This is a genomic window from Binatus sp. (SeqCode) (assembly GCF_035272065.1).
Classification (GTDB): domain Bacteria; phylum Desulfobacterota; class Binatia; order Binatales; family Binataceae; genus Binatus.
This window is the reverse complement of sequence record NZ_DATEQZ010000059.1, coordinates 1-14928: the sequence shown is the minus strand read 5'-3', so window position 1 is coordinate 14928 and position 14928 is coordinate 1. Positions and strand designations below refer to the sequence as shown.

The window sequence follows — 14928 nt, the reverse complement described above, 5'->3', positions numbered from 1 at the left end:
ACCTCCTGCTGCTGCGTAGGACGCCGCTCCATGCGGGCGCGAAACGACCCCTCGCGTTACTTTTTCGGCGCGATATCGATTTCTTCGTCGAGGCCCATCCCTTTAATCGATGCCTCGAAGCGATCCTGCATCCGCGCGTCATCGTCGTTGAGCTCGCGCGTGTAGCAGCAATACTCGAGCTGCATCCCGTTGGGATCCTTGAAGTAGATGGATTTCGCCCAGTCATGGTCAACGATTTCGCTGACCTTGACGCCCTTGTCAAGCAACTCGCTGCGCTTCTGTTCGAGCGCCGGCACACTGCCGGTTTCGAAAGCGAAGTGATAGAACGCGCTCGGCACTCCAAGCCCGCGGTTGATGCCTGCGTCGTATTCGGCGGGAACGCCGGGGACCCCGCGCGCTTCCATGAAGGCGATCAACTGATCGCGTCCCGTATCGAAAAAGATGTGGCGAATCTTGCCGCCCTCTTTCACCGCGATCGTGTCGCAGCGCACCGGCTTGAAGCCAAGCACACCCTCGTAGAACTCGCGAGTCTTGTCGAGGTCCAGCGTCGAGAGCCCGATGTGGGAGAATCCCTGATGCGACATTAGTCTCCTGCACCTCCTTGCCCGATTGGTTTGCTTGTAACATTTGTGCGTCCGTCTGGTCGAGGTCCTGATCTACTGGCTGGAATTTGTGCTAGGGACAACGTTATCCATGTCCGAAATCCGCGACATTATCGACTCTTACGACTCAGTAATCGTGCGTGCCTACGTTACCGTTCGGTTCTACATCTTGCGGCAAAGATTTCTTGCCGAGATCGGTCAGTATCTCCCGGCCACGGGGCTGATCGTTGATATCGGATGCGGGTTCGGATTGTTCGCGCTGTTTTTCGCCCTCTCCGAGAAAGGCCGGGTTGTGCATGGCTTCGACCTCAACGACGAACGGATCGAAATGGCCCGCGCCGCCGCATCGAAGCTTGGCGCAAACAATGTGCAGTTCCAGCATGGCGACGCCCGTCACTTGCCGCCCGCGCAGAAGTTCGACGCCGCCTACATGCTCGATATCGTTCATTACATTCCACCCGAGTCGGTACCGACGCTCATCAACTGGGTACGTCAGCATCTGTCGCCGGATGGCGTTTTTCTTATTAAGGACGTCGCCGACCGCCCCTGGTACAAGCGGCTGTTCACGTGGGTACTGGACAAGCTGATGGACTATCGGACCCCGGTTCATTACTGGGCTCCGGACCAACTGATGGCACAGCTTCGCGCAAGCGGCTTCAGCGTCCATCACCACAGCATGGTGGATTTTCTGCCTTATCCCCACGTGCTCTACATTTGCCGGCCGACTGCCGGCTCCACAGGTTCACTACGAGGGGGCACTTGAAAACAGTAAGTGAAGAAGTTGGAGAGCGAAAAACTGTTCACCACGTCGAAGCGAAGGCTCAACCCCTGTCAGTTCCTTGCGAGACTACGGGCTCTCTGCGGGCGTTTAGCCACGCGGCATCGAAGAACGTGGACTTGACGTCTGTCCACTTGGCAAGACCGATCCAAACCATCGGTACAGCGGTCATGATGAGCGCGTTGAGAATGATCAAATCGCCGATCTTCGTGAAATACAACAACCATGTAAGCGACAACGCGATCGCGAGCTGCCGCAACCAATTGCCCGGCGCTAGAACGAGCGCCGCCGGCAGAAGGGTGGACTGGTGCCACGGATAAAAATCGCTCAGCGCTATCAGAATCGCGATGAGCTGCGCCAGCAAGGCGCCCTGGGCGAAATTCTGAATCGAGGGCCGCGGGTTTTCCGCAAAGCGGACCACACCAGCGGCAAGCAGAATCGCACCTGCGAGCAGATACGCAGCGATCACACCGTGCGTCACCCATCGGTACGCCGCTCCCAACGGAGCCAATCGATTCACAGCGTCAACCACATAGTATGCGGACGACGCCAGTGAGTAGTTCGGACTGAACAGAGTGCCTACAAACATTTGCCATGGCAGCGGCGTCCAATCCCATCGAAATGGAAGAGTGCAGACAACAAAAAGTCCAGCCGCCGCCGCAGCGCTGTAAAGCGCGGGGAACAATCCCCGGCGCCTGACCATGTAGAAAAAAGCAAACGGCAGGATTCCCTCGGCGAAGGGCTTTATCAGCACCGCCGCTACGATCATCGGCAGTATCAGAAAAGGCAGATCCGTCGCAGCAAACCAGATGGCGAGCATGACGAAGGCCGCTGCAAACATGTCGTTGTGAGCGTGTTCCAGCTCATGAATTAAGATCTCCGGGCTCCAAAGATAGAGAAAAAGCGCCAGATCGACGCGCGCCAGGCCGACTCTGATTCCGATTACGCGGATCAGAATCGCTACCGCTGCATATGCTGCCACAGCCGTCAGCTTGAAGAGCATGATCGTGCGCAACAGGTGACCTCCACCGATCGCGACGACCAGCCGGGTGTAGAGCGTGAAGAGAGAACCATACAAGGAAGGCATCTTCACCCAGGCCTTTGCGAACATTGGATCATGCTGCCAGCCGGGTGCGGCCGAGATGAGACGGGTGTACGGATTCAAGCCGTAATGATGCTGCATCCAGCCGATATTCACGTAGAGGTACAAGTCGCGCGAGTCGAATCGCGGCAGCACCAGGCCGAGGAGGGCGAAGATTCCGCCGAAAATTACGACCGTTGGCAGGGCCCTGGGACCCGCCACTCGCATCACGAGGTAGCCGCGCCAGTAAACGCCTGCCATCAGAAGCAACTCAAACCATCGGCTCAACTCGGATACTGGTTTGCCGGTGTCTGTGATTCGGCCTGACCCCAGAGCCGCAAACGCGAGCGCCATGAGCAACCCCAGGCCGGCTAGTTGCCGTCGCGGGGCGCCGACCGAAGGCTCTTGATGCTCACTCAACTCGGCAGAACCCCGCGGTGGTCGCTGAGGCGGTTGCGGTGGAAGAAATTGATCATTCGTCCTGTGAAGCGCCCTTCGGCGGGTCGCAACCGAAAATAGGATCTGAACAGCGAATTTGCCAGCCCATGATAATCGTGGTTAGCGTGACGGGAGAAATTGAAAGAAATCTCCGCCATCATCAATCTGGTTCGCGACAAAGACCAAACAACGATGATCGTTTATCAATTGAATTGAGATGCATTCCGCCGAACACTGGATCGACCTCACGTGCCATCCGTCGACACGCCCCTGGGCAGTGCGCGCCGTTCAGGTGTTCGTACGCCGCTCGCCAAGCGCAGAACTCCAGATGACCTTCCGCCTCGACGGAGATATTCCCCGAATCCTGATCCCTTCGCCGGCTTTGCCGCGCATCGGCACAGAGCTCTGGCACCACACCTGCTTCGAGGCCTTCGTCGCGCTGGAAGGGCAATCTGCGTATCACGAGTTCAACTTCGCGCCGTCGGGCGAATGGACCCTCTACGCCTTATCCGGCTATCGCAACGGCGGTCCCATTGCGGACGAAACGATGCGCCCGCAAATCGCCGTGCGCTCTACCGACAGCCGGCTCGAGCTCGACGCCATTGTCCGGCTTGATAGTCTGTCTGCCATCCACCCGCGTGCGGTTCTCCGCATCGGGCTCTCGGCGGTCATCGAGGCGAGTGATGGATTCTCGTACTGGGCGCTTCGCCATCCAACCGACAAACCGGATTTTCACAACGCCGACGGATTCGCCCTGCTGCTTGAGCCCCCAGACCCGCAAAAGAAGTTCTAACAGGGATGAAGTCCCGCATCTTTCTCTTGAGATTGGGTGCAGGGGTCACCCCTGCTCAAGGAAGCATGAAACCCGCGGTGGGTTTCATTAAAATTAATTCTGATGAAGCACGCGCAACCACGAGGTCTCAACCGGCGGCGCGTGGAGCAGCTTCTATCGAAAACGAAGCATCACCGTTCCATCGGCAGCCGAATCGACGTTCTCTCCCGCCGTTTCCTTGGACGTCCCTACAGATCAAATCCGCTGACCGGCTCCTCCGATACACCTGAAGTGTTCACGGCCTCCCTCGATGGATTCGACTGCGTGACATACATCGAAACAGTCGTGGCGCTCGCCCGCGCTTCGAACGTCGATGACTTCGTCGGGTGGCTGCGAAAGATTCGCTATGAACGCGGCCGCATTCAATGGCGACGACGCAACCACTACATGACCCGATGGATTCGCAACAATATACGCGAGGGAATATTCAGGCCGCTTTCAATACCGGCCGTCCCAACACTCATCAGGAAACGCGTTCTGAATATCGTACCGGGACTCGCTCCGCATACGGCTCGCATAAGATGCGTGCCGAAGCGCTCAGCGCCTCGGCTCGAACGCTATGTGCAAACCGGTGATCTGATTTTTTTTGCGTCGACGCGCAAGCATCTCGACGTGTTTCATGCCGGCATCATCGTGCGCGATGGCGAAAGAGTCCTTATGCGCCACGCGTCGCGCAGCCAAGGCTATGCCATGGAACAGGAACTCAGCGAGTTTCTCAAGGCAAATCGGATGGCTGGCGTCATCGTCGTGCGGTCACAACCGTCGTCGCGACGCGCTGCAGTTGGAGGCTAAAGATGACGCCGCTGGCTCAGTTTTGGGGATGAACTTTCCAGCCTGATATCGATGCGTTAGGCGTGCTACTTTGACGGTATGGATAAATGCCAGGATGACCGACACTCGCGTGGCTCGCTCGCAACCGGGCGACTCCCGCTTCCCGTCGAAATGGTTTTTGACGAAACTACCCCTGGTGGTACCTCCGGCTCCAAACCACAACATATGGTGTAGAATCAGCTTTTCGTGAACATCGTCTACCCACAGGACCACTCATCCGCGACTATTCAGCGCGTCCTCGACGCCGCCAATTCCGATGTCCTCTTCCTCGGCGACCCGCGTGTGAACATCGAGCCCGGGCCGCGCCTGTTCGATCGAATGGCGCAGGTCATCCGCGAAGCCGGCGCCGGCTGGGTCTATGCCGACGCAGCAGGCCATCCTCGTATCGACTATCAACGCGGCAGCATCCGCGACGGTTTCGACTTCGGCCCGGTAGTCGCCGTGTCGGTTCAGGCTGCACGTCAGTCGCGAATCGACAGCACCTGGAAACGGGGAGCCCTGTACGACTTGCGCCTGCGGATTTCGGAAAGTCACGCCGTCATCCGGATTCCCGAACCGTTGTACAGCGCGTCGACGATTGACGCGCGGCCGACGGGTGAGAAGCAATTCGACTATGTGGATCTGCGCAATCGCGATTACCAGATCGAGATGGAGCGCATCGCAACGGCGCATCTCAAACGAATCGGCGCCTGGTTGCCGCCCCGCTTCGAGAACGTTCCCGCCGCGGCAGAAAGATTTCCGGTAAAAGTCAGCGTCGTCATCCCGGTTCGCAATCGCGAGCGCACGATTCTCGACGCCGTGCAAAGCGCCCTCACCCAAGGCACCGATTTCGAATTCAATGTGCTCGTTGTCGATAACCATTCGACCGATCGGACGACAGAAATCCTGCGCGGCATCGGCGATTCGCGGGTTAAGCACATCGTTCCCGAACGCCGGGACTTGGGAATCGGCGGATGCTGGAACGAGGCGATTTACTCCACGCACTGCGGACAATACGCCATCCAGCTTGATTCTGACGACCTGTACCTCAACGACGGCGTCCTTCGCCGGATTGTCGCAGAACTTGAAGCTGGACATTATGCGATGGTCATAGGCTCCTATACGATGGTCGATTTTTCCTTGAAGGAGATCCCGCCTGGTCTAATCGATCACCGCGAGTGGAGTCGCGAGAACGGCAGAAACAACGCACTCCGCATCAATGGTCTTGGCGCGCCGCGCGCATTCAACACGTCGGTTCTGCGCCGTATCGGATTTCCGAACGTCAGCTATGGCGAGGATTACGCCGTAGCGTTGCGCATCAGCCGCGACTACGAGATCGGCCGCATCTACCAGTCCGTTTATCTTTGCCGTCGATGGGAAGGCAATAGCGACAGCGCCCTGCCCCCTGAGGTTGCGAATCGATACGATCTGTACAAGGACTGGCTCCGTACTATCGAGCTTCAGGCTCGAGCGCGGCGATGATCCACGAAATAGAAGAACTGTTCAAACGGCAGACGCGTGCATGGCCGCAACTCGCGAAAGGCGTTGCAGGCCTCGCGCGGGCGAAGACACGGCCGCTACGGATCGATTGGTTCGACATCTACGTCCGTCACATTCCCCATCGTATGGCCAGCACAACGGCGCCGGTCGACCGTGAGTCGGTTGCCAAACGCCCCTGCTTCCTATGCGCAGAGAATCTGCCTTCGGAGGAGGAGGGAGTGCGGTTCGATGGGGACTTCACGGTCTACTGCAATCCGTTTCCTATCGTGGATCATCACCTGACAATCGCCCACGGAGAACACGGCTCGCAGCGCATCGCAAACCAGTTCGGAAGTATGCTCGACATCGCTGCGGCCCTCCCCGGATATTTCGTAATCTACAACGGCCCCGAATGCGGCGCGTCCGCACCAGACCACCTGCACTTTCAGGCAGGCTTGCGAGGATTGTTTCCGATCGAGAACGACACGGCTGGAATAACCGGCGTCACTGTTCCGAATTACGGAAGAAATGTGTTCATGCTTCGTGGACGTGATCGATCCGCTTTGATCGATCGAGTGGATCGTGCCATCGCTCTGCTCGCGGAAACGACCGGCAAACGGCCGGAGCCGCTGGTCAACATCGCGGTCTTTCATGAGAGAGGTGAGTGGGTCACATATCTGTTTCCGCGAGGAAAACATCGGCCACAGGTCTTTCACACGGGCGAACTGATGGTCAGTCCGGCATCGATTGATTTGTGCGGAATATTTGTCGTGCCGCTGGCGCATGATTTCGCAAGAATTGCAGGTGATGCGATTGCGGCGATTTTCCGAGAAGTCACTTTGCCTGACGATCAGTTTCAGGAAGTCGCCCGCAAGCTGGAGAGTAAGCCTTGAACGTATCGGTAGGACTGCTCGAAGGACAATCCGCTGTCGAAGTCGAATTGACGGGTACCTTCACTGACACTCTCGGCAAGCCGTACACCCCCGGGCGCCACAGGTTTACTTCAGAAGTTACACTTACTCCGTCGGACCTGGCATCGTGCGCGTTTGCGCTCGACGACGTCACGATCGGAATCGGATTTCATTGGGAACGCAAGGAGCGCCAGGTATTCCGCGGGGCTCTTCGCCTCATGAAACGAGAAGCCCGGCTGACGGTGATCAATGATCTTTCGCTCGAAGACTACGTCGCCAGCGTGATTTCATCCGAAATGAGCGCAAGCTGTCCGCTCGAACTGCTGAAAGCTCACGCGGTGATTTCGCGCAGCTGGCTGTGGTTTCCCAAAGCAAACCCCTCTCACTCAGTGGAATCGCAAAGTGAGAGTCTCGATGCTCACGAAATCCTTCGCTGGTACGGCCGCGAAGCGCATCCGGATTTCGACGTGTGCGCCGACGACCACTGCCAGCGGTATCAGGGCATCACCAAAGCATTCTCGCCAGCTGCAGCCGAAGCGGTTCGCGCGACGGCCGGCGAGTTTCTCTGTTACAAAGGCGCTATCTGCGACGCACGGTTTTCCAAGTGCTGTGGCGGAATAACCGAGCGCTATGCGACCGCCTGGGAACATGAAGATATTCCCTATCTTGAATCTATCTACGACGGTCCGGCGCAATCCTGCTCTTACACTCCTGAGGCATGGATACGTTCAAGCCCGCCTGCTTACTGCAGTACGACCGATTCGGAGCTTCTCTCACGTGTTCTCCCGGGATTCGATCAGGAGACCCGGGATTTTTATCGCTGGCGGGTTGCGTACACGCCCGAAGAACTCGGCGATCTGATCAGCACAAGGCTAGGCGCGGACCTTGGTCCGATTCGCGACATGCAGGCGCTAGCGCGCGGACCTTCAGGCCGAATATTTCGCCTGAAGATCACGGGGCAACGCGACTACCTCATCATCGGCAAGGAACTGGAAATTCGCCGCGCCCTATCGCGGACGCATCTGTACAGCTCCGCATTCGTCGTAGACAAGGAGTCCGGCCGCTTTGTCCTGATAGGCGCCGGCTGGGGCCATGGTGTCGGCCTATGCCAGATCGGCGCGGCGATTATGGCAAATGAGGGCAAGACCTACACACAAATCTTGCAGCACTACTATCGCGGGACCACCGTCAGCGTTTGATGTGCGCCGCGCGCTCATCTGGTGTCCCTACGACTCGCGGCTCATGGAATCGGGCCGAACGTCAGTTGCTACGGTTGATGGATGTTGGTACCAAAGATGTCGGAATCTATTCCACTGACCTGCCCTCAGTTTGAGTAATCAGGGCCGGTTGCGTCCGGACTGCTGCCTGAGTCTTCGGGACCAGCGCCGGTCGGACTAGTACAGAAGTTTGCCGGATTTGTGGTCGAGTAGTTGCAGTCCGAACTATTGGTCGTCAAAGTCCATTTGACATCGTAAGGCGACAATGGTGGCGGAACAGGTCTGGTCAGGCACGCGACGTTCTGCGGCGCCGGGTTCGGAGGACTGTCGCTAGTCTCAAACTTGGACAGTTTAACGCCGAATCCGTAACAACCGCCCGCGGGACAGCTGACATCCTCGGTGGCCCAACTGCAGATACCGTTAGTCTTGGTACATTCGGCCGTTTGAAAAGTCGAAGTCGGAGGTGAGAATATGGAGGCCGCGCATTGACAGTTATCCTGGCCCATCTCCGGGTTGGCGATCCATTGGCAGAACGACGACGGTTGGCATTGGTTTTTCTGCTCGGCGGCGTATTCGGTGGCGAAGTTTGGTAACTTGCTCATGTCCAGAGTGACCGATAGGATACCCGTCGTTTTGTCGTATGACACCTGGTTTTGTGGGAATTGCCCTTCGTCCTTGAAGATGTAAGAGCTTGGCAGGTTTACTTGCGTCAACCAGAGCTGGTTACTGTCTTTCGGATCGAAACCCGTTCCGACGTATATGTCATAGGTCTGCTTCGTGCCGGGAGTATTCGCCGTTTTGGGCTTGGCAAATAGGAGGAAAACGTAATACTTGCCGCCCTTCCGGAAGACGTTCCACAACTTGATATTGTTCTGCGGCGGATTGACCGCCTTCTGTGCCGCCAGGCTTGCACTGGTGTCAATGTAATACCTGCCGTTATTGACCGTAAGACTGCTTCTCTGGAAAGTGGCTTGACCCATCAGCCGGATTGGGACTCCCATCGGCGATTTCTCGATCTCTCCGGGAATCAGGTTTTCTCTGTACAGCGGGACTCCGTAGCAATTTTGATTGGTACAGTCAGCGCTCCAGGGCGAAATAGAGTCCTTCTTGTTCTCGTCGTCGCACTTGGCTCCCGAGGCGGCACAGTTTGGAAATACTACCGTGGTCACATAGTCGTAAGGGCTGGTAACCGCTGTGCCCGCGTAGAGTTTTGGATTACTTATAGAGTTCGAAGGAGTTACGTTCACGTCGGACAGGCACTCCGGAGTCTGCAAGGGTGCATTGAAGAACGGGTCCTGGTTGACCGAGACCGAGCCTACCAGTCCGGTCTGCGCTGTCGGCCCAACAAGCCCGGTCAAAGTCCCGTCGTCGTCATTGAGTTCCGTCTGCCGATCGATGTCGGTAAAACCCGTGAACATCGACGGGTCATAGGTACAGTATCTCGTTTTGGACTGGACTGGATCGCTTACGAAGAGGCCAGTCGGCTTGAATAATGGTTCGATGACGAAGTGGCGAATATCGACATTGTTGAAGAAGAGATTGTCCGAGTGGAAAGCAGGCGGGTAGTAGAACCCGTTTGGTTGTTTCCACGCGATGGCAGCATTAGGTAGATAGCAGACGTTATTGACCGAATCGTACGGCATCCCCAACATCTTGCCGGCCTGCGAATAGACGCTATTGGCGCAATTGTGGTCGGGAGACGGATCTGTGCTGGGTTGAGGGTTGCATCCCAGGATCGGGTCGTTAGGCAGATTCGCGCGCGTGATATCGAGATAGGCGTTGGAATCCTCGTAAGCGGGCCCGTCATAGATGCTGAAAAAGCGCTGGTTATTGGCGAAAGTGGCCAGCGCGAACGAAATGCCGTCGTTCGCGTCGAGACAATAATTGCCGGGCTTGCCGACACCAACTGCTTCCGCGCACGTCAGCTTGGTCCCCGGGTTGAACGGTCCCACGTTCAAGGCAAAACTGTTGGCTGCGGGATCTTGCGTGTTCCCGATAAAGACGTCCTTGCGGGCGAGCGCCCAATGTCCGTTGATGGCGTCGGATTTCGTGTAACCGCCTCCGGTCACGAAAGTAATTCCACCGTTCTGCACATCGGTAAGGGCGCTGTTGATGAACAAGTACCACAACGGCCGCAGCCAGATTGCGGCGAAGTTTGTCGCCTGCCAATTGAACGAGCTGGCGTAGTGGTCGATGTTAGTGATTACGCAGTTCGACTCATCCGTACTGCTACACACTTTTTGCTTGCTGCAATCTCCCGTACCGGGGCATCTGGTGGGGAAACGTCCGCCACCGCCGATATGCGGATAGTAATTGTCGGTGGTGAACCCGTTTTTGTCCGGCGGCATGTTTTTTGAGGACGGGGCCAGATTGTAGTCGAGCGACGAGGGCACCGCTGCCGACTGGTTCAAAACCGGAAACGCCGCGTTGTCTCGATTCGGCCCGATTTGAACGCCATTGCAAGCCGTCGTATTGCCGACTGTCAGAAATGAAGACATCGCGGAAACGCAACTGTTGCCCGTAAAGATTTGCAGTGGCGTAGTGCCCCCGTCAGTCTTCTTGTCTGGCAACTGTTGTTCGGATGCGTAGGACGTCCAGTTCATGTTCCGTGACCCGCCGCTGTTGATACCGGGCAGCAACCAGTAGCAGACTCCGCAGGTGCCCGCGCCGGCAGCCATGTTGTTCTCGAAATCGTTCCAGCCGTTCATGATCCAGAACACGGTCGGATGGTCCCAGTCCGAATGGTAGGGGACCACATCGTCCGAGGGGCCAGTCTGCAGGGGGCCGCCGTTCTCGGGAGGCCGGTCGATGATTGGATAGTCGGGCGCCGCCAGGATGCCCGGGACGTTACGGGGATTCTCAATATTGGTGACCGCAGCGCGCGCAAAGACACCTATGTTGGCATACAGCTTATTGTCGGTCTCGGTGCCATCTTCCAAATAGTAACCGTGACCGATCGACGCATAGCCAACGTTGCGCGCCATCAGCACGCCCTGGGTCGCATGCAGGACGTACCATCGAGTCATCGAATCCCAGACCGAGTTGTCTTTCACGAAAGTAGTGCTTGGAACCTTGCGCGCCATGTGGAAGTGCACCGGGTAGTGACCGAGCTTTCCACCCTGCCCCATCTGGTAGAACTCAACTCCCTGGATCTGAACCTCCTTGAATCCCTGGCGGATTACCATGTGGCCGCCGAACCAGTAGCCCTGGGTGGCCGGGGTTATCGGTGGCGTTGGCGCCGCCGGAAAGGGGGTCGCTACCGTGTCTCCATAGGAATCGATACGAATGCTGCGGGTCAGCAGCGCCACTGCCGCGCGAGTGTCAACCGACGTCCAGCCAGTCGGCGACTGTCCACCAGTGACCTTGCTCAGACTGTAAACCGACGCGTTATGTGGAAACTTCAGCGCCGGCGTGAAGGTCATCTTTCCGGGGCATTTCACAGAGTCGTTGATGCAGTTGATCTGCACCTCCTCGGCATGCCCCGGCAAATAGTCGGTCGAGGCGATGACGATGTTGTCGTTCACCTGCCAGTCCACAGGTTTCGACAATACCAGCGTGTTGGCGCCGGGTTGCAGCACACCCTTATTGCACTGCTTGGCAGGATCGTTCACGCCCGGATTGCAGTTGTTCAGGCGAACCCAACTCGTGCCGGTGTTGGTTGGGTCGCCCATCGTGTCGTAGGTCGCGCCTTTTTTTCCGTAAAGCTGAAGAGTTGCGCCGTAGCCTACCCCTAGTACCTTGTAGCCGTAGTAACCGACCTTCTGGTCGAAGTCGCTGTCGGCGGGCTTACCGTTGTCGAAAGGCAGCGGGTCGTATTGGTAGAAGCAGTCCTCGACACCGCCCTCCCCAAGGTTTTTCGTCTCCTTGCAACCTTTCGGGTACATCTCCATCGAGTCGTTGGATCGCCAGACGTCGTTGCCGTCTTTATTGGGAACGCCGCAAGTCGCGTCGGTCTTGCAGCTCGCTCCCATGCCGCCCGGTCCTTGATTTGAACCGTACAGATGAATCCTTAGCGGTCCGGTGATCGGCGTTATTACGCCGGTGGTGGTATCGACGCTGCCGGCACGCATCGTTCCCTGGTTTTCGATGATGATATTGGCCGCATAAAGGTCGATCGCCGCGTCGCTGAACTGCAGCGTTCCACCTTTGATAATGTTGATGTTGTGGTACATGTGAGGACCTGCGTTCACCACGCAGGTACCGTTCTTCACCACCAAGTCGACAGCGGCGTTGCCGGGTCCGAGCGGATCGCCATTGGCATCCGGGCATGTATCGTCATTGTTCGCAGTCGGGAAGGCCTGCCGGCGCTCGGTCGAAAGCGATGTGTCACTGGCGGATGCCAGGAATTCGGGAATCGACGCGCGATTCGACGAATGCGATGGTCCGCCGGCAGAAACCGTGCAGATGAAGCCGATCGAGAAAACGATTGTAATTGAAACGAATCGAGCGATTCGCCGCGAGCGCGCTTTAAGCCAACCAGTTGAAACCCACGCCATCTTTGTTATCCCTCGAAATGACCCGGAACAATTTTGTAACATTTAGTAAATACCCAAAGCCAGCGAAATAGCGTTTCACTGGCGCCGTGAAGCTCGGGGAGCCAAACGGCTCTAATATTGCCTGTAAGCCGGCATCGACATGAAGGCAGGCTATCGCCAGGAATTCGAGACGACCAATGAATTCGTAATTGATTAAGTTTTGAGAGGTAACAGGAGGTGACTGCGCGGTCGCCATTGCCGCCGCTACGTCAAGCCGCCCCTTGTGATGCGGCCTCGCCGGCGTTCTCGATCGCTTCCTCTATAGTTTCCTTCAAGTCGTACGCCGGTGCCGCCTCCGCTAAGCTTGCAAGCCTAGTACCGTTGTATGCATGTATGCAAGCTCGGGGCTTTGCGGCAGCGTACTGTAGCCCTTTGCAACCGCATAATTGTACAACGCGTTGTCGTTGAACTGATGGAACCATTGGCCGCCGTGATCGACCGGTCTGGCTGCCGGTCGGTGATCCATGCGGAGAGTGTGGATAAGCAGGATAGCAGGACCAGCCTTGCCGTTATCCCAAGCCATGGTGTCGTGGTCGCCTCGCGAACAATTGTCTCCGTTGTTTCCGGCATCCTCTAGTTCCGAGTCGTAGAAAAGATAGATCACCATCGCGTGAGCGGCGTTGACCGCCCGCGGAGGTCCAGCATAGGAGACTCGCGATGTGGATCACTTCCAGGATCTCATCGTCCGTCGCCCCGTGAAGAACAGCTGCTTTCCGGTAGACGTCGATCTGGAGCGCCTTGGTCGAGATGACCAGCCTGCTCATTGCGAGCTGGCTAAACGGCGCGTTAATCTGCTTTGTATGTTTGTCCAAGCCTGAGCAGCGTTTCGTGATGCGCATGCAGATGGCCGCTCAACGTGTTCGGCGCGATCAGCTCCATCAGAACGCGGCCGTCATGCTCATAGTCGTCGGTGAGTCCAGATAGCCACACAATCGTCGGGCGCACGTCGGTATGATCTGAGAAGAAGCTGTCGGTCACACCGGGATTTCTGACGCCCGGACCGGCGATCCCGATAAAGGTGCGCGCGATCTCGGGCTGGATATCACCGTGATTCCAGGCGAAGCCCATGCCAACGAACGGAAGGGTGCCCCTAGCGGACGGCGGCGACTCGAAGAAGAAGTTCAGATCGCCGAAGAACGTAAATGTCGGCGTGCGTGCCGAGTCGGCCAGCGTGACCATGTGCAGCATCGACTCTTCCACCGGATCCGCCATCGCCGCCATCAGGTTCTCGTTTAATCCTGTATGCAGGTTTTCCGCCATCAGACCGGCCATCGTCTGCTCCAGCGCCCGTACACTTGGATCCGTAGGCGCGGGCTGGCCCGGCACATAGACCGCGGTGAACCCGAAGAGCAAGGGACATCTCCGTCTGTTCGATGGACTTTGGCGATGCGGCTTTAGTAAGCCGATGAATCAGAGCCGCGAGTCTCAGTATTGTGCGGTGCTTGATGAATTGATCGTTTGGCACGAATCATTGGTGAATAGCCGGAGCAAAAGGATGAGCACAAAGATGGAATCAAAATCGGCGGCGATCCGCTCGCGCCTTGGTCATCCAGTCATCGATTCCGACGGTCACACGATCGAGGCGATCCCGGTATTCATGGAATACCTGAAGTTGGTGGCTGGAAGCCGAATGACCAAAAGCTTCCGGACTGCCTTCTTCGACAGCGTCATCGACCCGCGCTGGTCCAGCTTCTCAATCGAAGAACGCCGCGCGCGAAGGACTCTCAAGCCGACCTGGTGGGCCAATGCCGCGGGAAACACCCGGGACCTCGCGACCGCCGTGCTCCCCAAATTGATGCATGAGCGGCTCGAGGAGCTGGGCCTGGATTACGCAGTTGTCTATCCAACAATCGGGCTCGTCACCATTGCCATCGAAGACGCCGAACTGCGACGTGCGTGTGCACGCGCGATGAACACCATGAAAGCTGATCTGTTCCGCGAGTTTTCGGATCGCCTGACTCCGGCCGCCGTGATCCCGATGCACACTCCGGATGAGGCGATTGCAGAGCTCGAATACGCTGTGAAACAACTGGGGCTCAAAGTCGCGATGGTCGCCAGTTATGTCCGGCGGCCTATACCGAAAGTGGCACGCGAGTTTCCCGAAGCCGCTCGCTATACCTACTGGATGGACACTTTCGGTCTCGACAGCGAATATGACTACGATCCGTTCTGGGCCAAATGCGTCGAGCTGAAAATCTCACCGACTTTTCATTCCGTGGGTTACGGGTGGGGCAGCCGCACTTCA

The 14928-nt window shown here is 57.3% G+C and carries 12 protein-coding genes; 7 read left to right on the top strand and 5 right to left on the bottom strand.

All coding sequences use genetic code 11. The features are described from left to right. Window positions 1–56 precede the first annotated feature (56 nt). Window positions 57–584 (bottom strand): VOC family protein, encoded by a 528-nt coding sequence (locus VJX68_RS11525; RefSeq protein WP_324095840.1) that lies wholly within the window; start codon window positions 582–584, stop codon window positions 57–59. Between the two features lie 109 nt (window positions 585–693). Between VJX68_RS11525 and VJX68_RS11520 the strand changes: the two genes are divergently transcribed. Then, window positions 694–1365 (top strand): class I SAM-dependent methyltransferase, encoded by a 672-nt coding sequence (locus VJX68_RS11520; protein WP_324095839.1) that lies wholly within the window; start codon window positions 694–696, stop codon window positions 1363–1365. A 58-nt stretch (window positions 1366–1423) separates the two neighbouring features. Here VJX68_RS11520 and VJX68_RS11515 read toward each other — a convergent pair whose 3' ends face one another. Next, window positions 1424–2881: an MptA/MptB family glycosyltransferase gene (locus tag VJX68_RS11515; protein WP_324095838.1), complete on the bottom strand. Its 1458-nt coding sequence runs from the start codon at window positions 2879–2881 to the stop codon at window positions 1424–1426. Window positions 2882–3116: 235 nt separating this feature from the next. On the opposite strand from VJX68_RS11515, the gene VJX68_RS11510 reads away from it, so the two are divergent. The 5 genes from VJX68_RS11510 (at window position 3117) to VJX68_RS11490 (ending at window position 8130) form a co-directional block, all read left to right on the top strand. After that, window positions 3117–3692 carry a DOMON-like domain-containing protein gene (locus VJX68_RS11510; protein ID WP_324095837.1) on the top strand — a complete coding sequence of 192 codons (576 nt, stop codon included), beginning with the start codon at window positions 3117–3119 and terminating at the stop codon, window positions 3690–3692. 102 nt (window positions 3693–3794) lie between these two features. Continuing rightward, window positions 3795–4523 (top strand): N-acetylmuramoyl-L-alanine amidase-like domain-containing protein, encoded by a 729-nt coding sequence (locus tag VJX68_RS11505; RefSeq protein WP_324095836.1) that lies wholly within the window; start codon window positions 3795–3797, stop codon window positions 4521–4523. 225 nt (window positions 4524–4748) lie between these two features. Then, entirely contained in the window at window positions 4749–6023 is a 1275-nt protein-coding gene (locus VJX68_RS11500) for a glycosyltransferase family 2 protein (protein WP_324095835.1), read from the top strand. Beyond that, window positions 6020–6913, top strand: coding sequence for a DUF4922 domain-containing protein (locus tag VJX68_RS11495; RefSeq protein WP_324095834.1), 894 nt, complete (start codon window positions 6020–6022; stop codon window positions 6911–6913). Before VJX68_RS11500 ends, VJX68_RS11495 begins: the two co-directional genes overlap by 4 nt. Next, window positions 6910–8130 (top strand): SpoIID/LytB domain-containing protein, encoded by a 1221-nt coding sequence (locus VJX68_RS11490; RefSeq protein ID WP_324095833.1) that lies wholly within the window; start codon window positions 6910–6912, stop codon window positions 8128–8130. The genes VJX68_RS11495 and VJX68_RS11490 overlap by 4 nt, the downstream gene beginning before the upstream one ends. Window positions 8131–8255: 125 nt before the next feature. Here VJX68_RS11490 and VJX68_RS11485 read toward each other — a convergent pair whose 3' ends face one another. The 3 genes from VJX68_RS11485 to VJX68_RS11475 form a co-directional block, all read right to left on the bottom strand. Next, on the bottom strand, window positions 8256–12644 hold the full coding sequence (locus tag VJX68_RS11485; RefSeq protein ID WP_324095832.1) for a G8 domain-containing protein: 4389 nt from the start codon (window positions 12642–12644) through the stop codon (window positions 8256–8258). Between the two features lie 337 nt (window positions 12645–12981). Further along, window positions 12982–13290 carry a hypothetical protein gene (locus tag VJX68_RS11480; RefSeq protein WP_324095831.1) on the bottom strand — a complete coding sequence of 103 codons (309 nt, stop codon included), beginning with the start codon at window positions 13288–13290 and terminating at the stop codon, window positions 12982–12984. 179 nt (window positions 13291–13469) lie between these two features. Then, window positions 13470–13955, bottom strand: a complete 486-nt coding sequence (locus VJX68_RS11475; protein ID WP_324095830.1) for a hypothetical protein — start codon at window positions 13953–13955, stop codon at window positions 13470–13472. 64 nt (window positions 13956–14019) lie between these two features. On the opposite strand from VJX68_RS11475, the gene VJX68_RS11470 reads away from it, so the two are divergent. Next, a partial coding sequence (locus VJX68_RS11470; RefSeq protein ID WP_324095829.1) for an amidohydrolase family protein occupies window positions 14020–14928 on the top strand: 909 nt, incomplete at its 3' end.

Excerpts from the sequence above, each read along its gene's own strand:
- VJX68_RS11525 (WP_324095840.1), bottom strand. The coding sequence starts at position 584 with ATGTCGCATCAGGGATTCTCCCACATCGGGCTCTCGACGCTGGACCTC.
- VJX68_RS11520 (WP_324095839.1), top strand. The coding sequence starts at position 694 with ATGTCCGAAATCCGCGACATTATCGACTCTTACGACTCAGTAATCGTG.
- VJX68_RS11510 (WP_324095837.1), top strand. The coding sequence starts at position 3,117 with ATGCATTCCGCCGAACACTGGATCGACCTCACGTGCCATCCGTCGACA.
- VJX68_RS11505 (WP_324095836.1), top strand. The coding sequence starts at position 3,795 with ATGAAGCACGCGCAACCACGAGGTCTCAACCGGCGGCGCGTGGAGCAG.
- VJX68_RS11495 (WP_324095834.1), top strand. The coding sequence starts at position 6,020 with ATGATCCACGAAATAGAAGAACTGTTCAAACGGCAGACGCGTGCATGG.
- VJX68_RS11485 (WP_324095832.1), bottom strand. The coding sequence starts at position 12,644 with ATGGCGTGGGTTTCAACTGGTTGGCTTAAAGCGCGCTCGCGGCGAATC.
- VJX68_RS11480 (WP_324095831.1), bottom strand. The coding sequence starts at position 13,290 with ATGGTGATCTATCTTTTCTACGACTCGGAACTAGAGGATGCCGGAAAC.
- VJX68_RS11475 (WP_324095830.1), bottom strand. The coding sequence starts at position 13,955 with ATGGCCGGTCTGATGGCGGAAAACCTGCATACAGGATTAAACGAGAAC.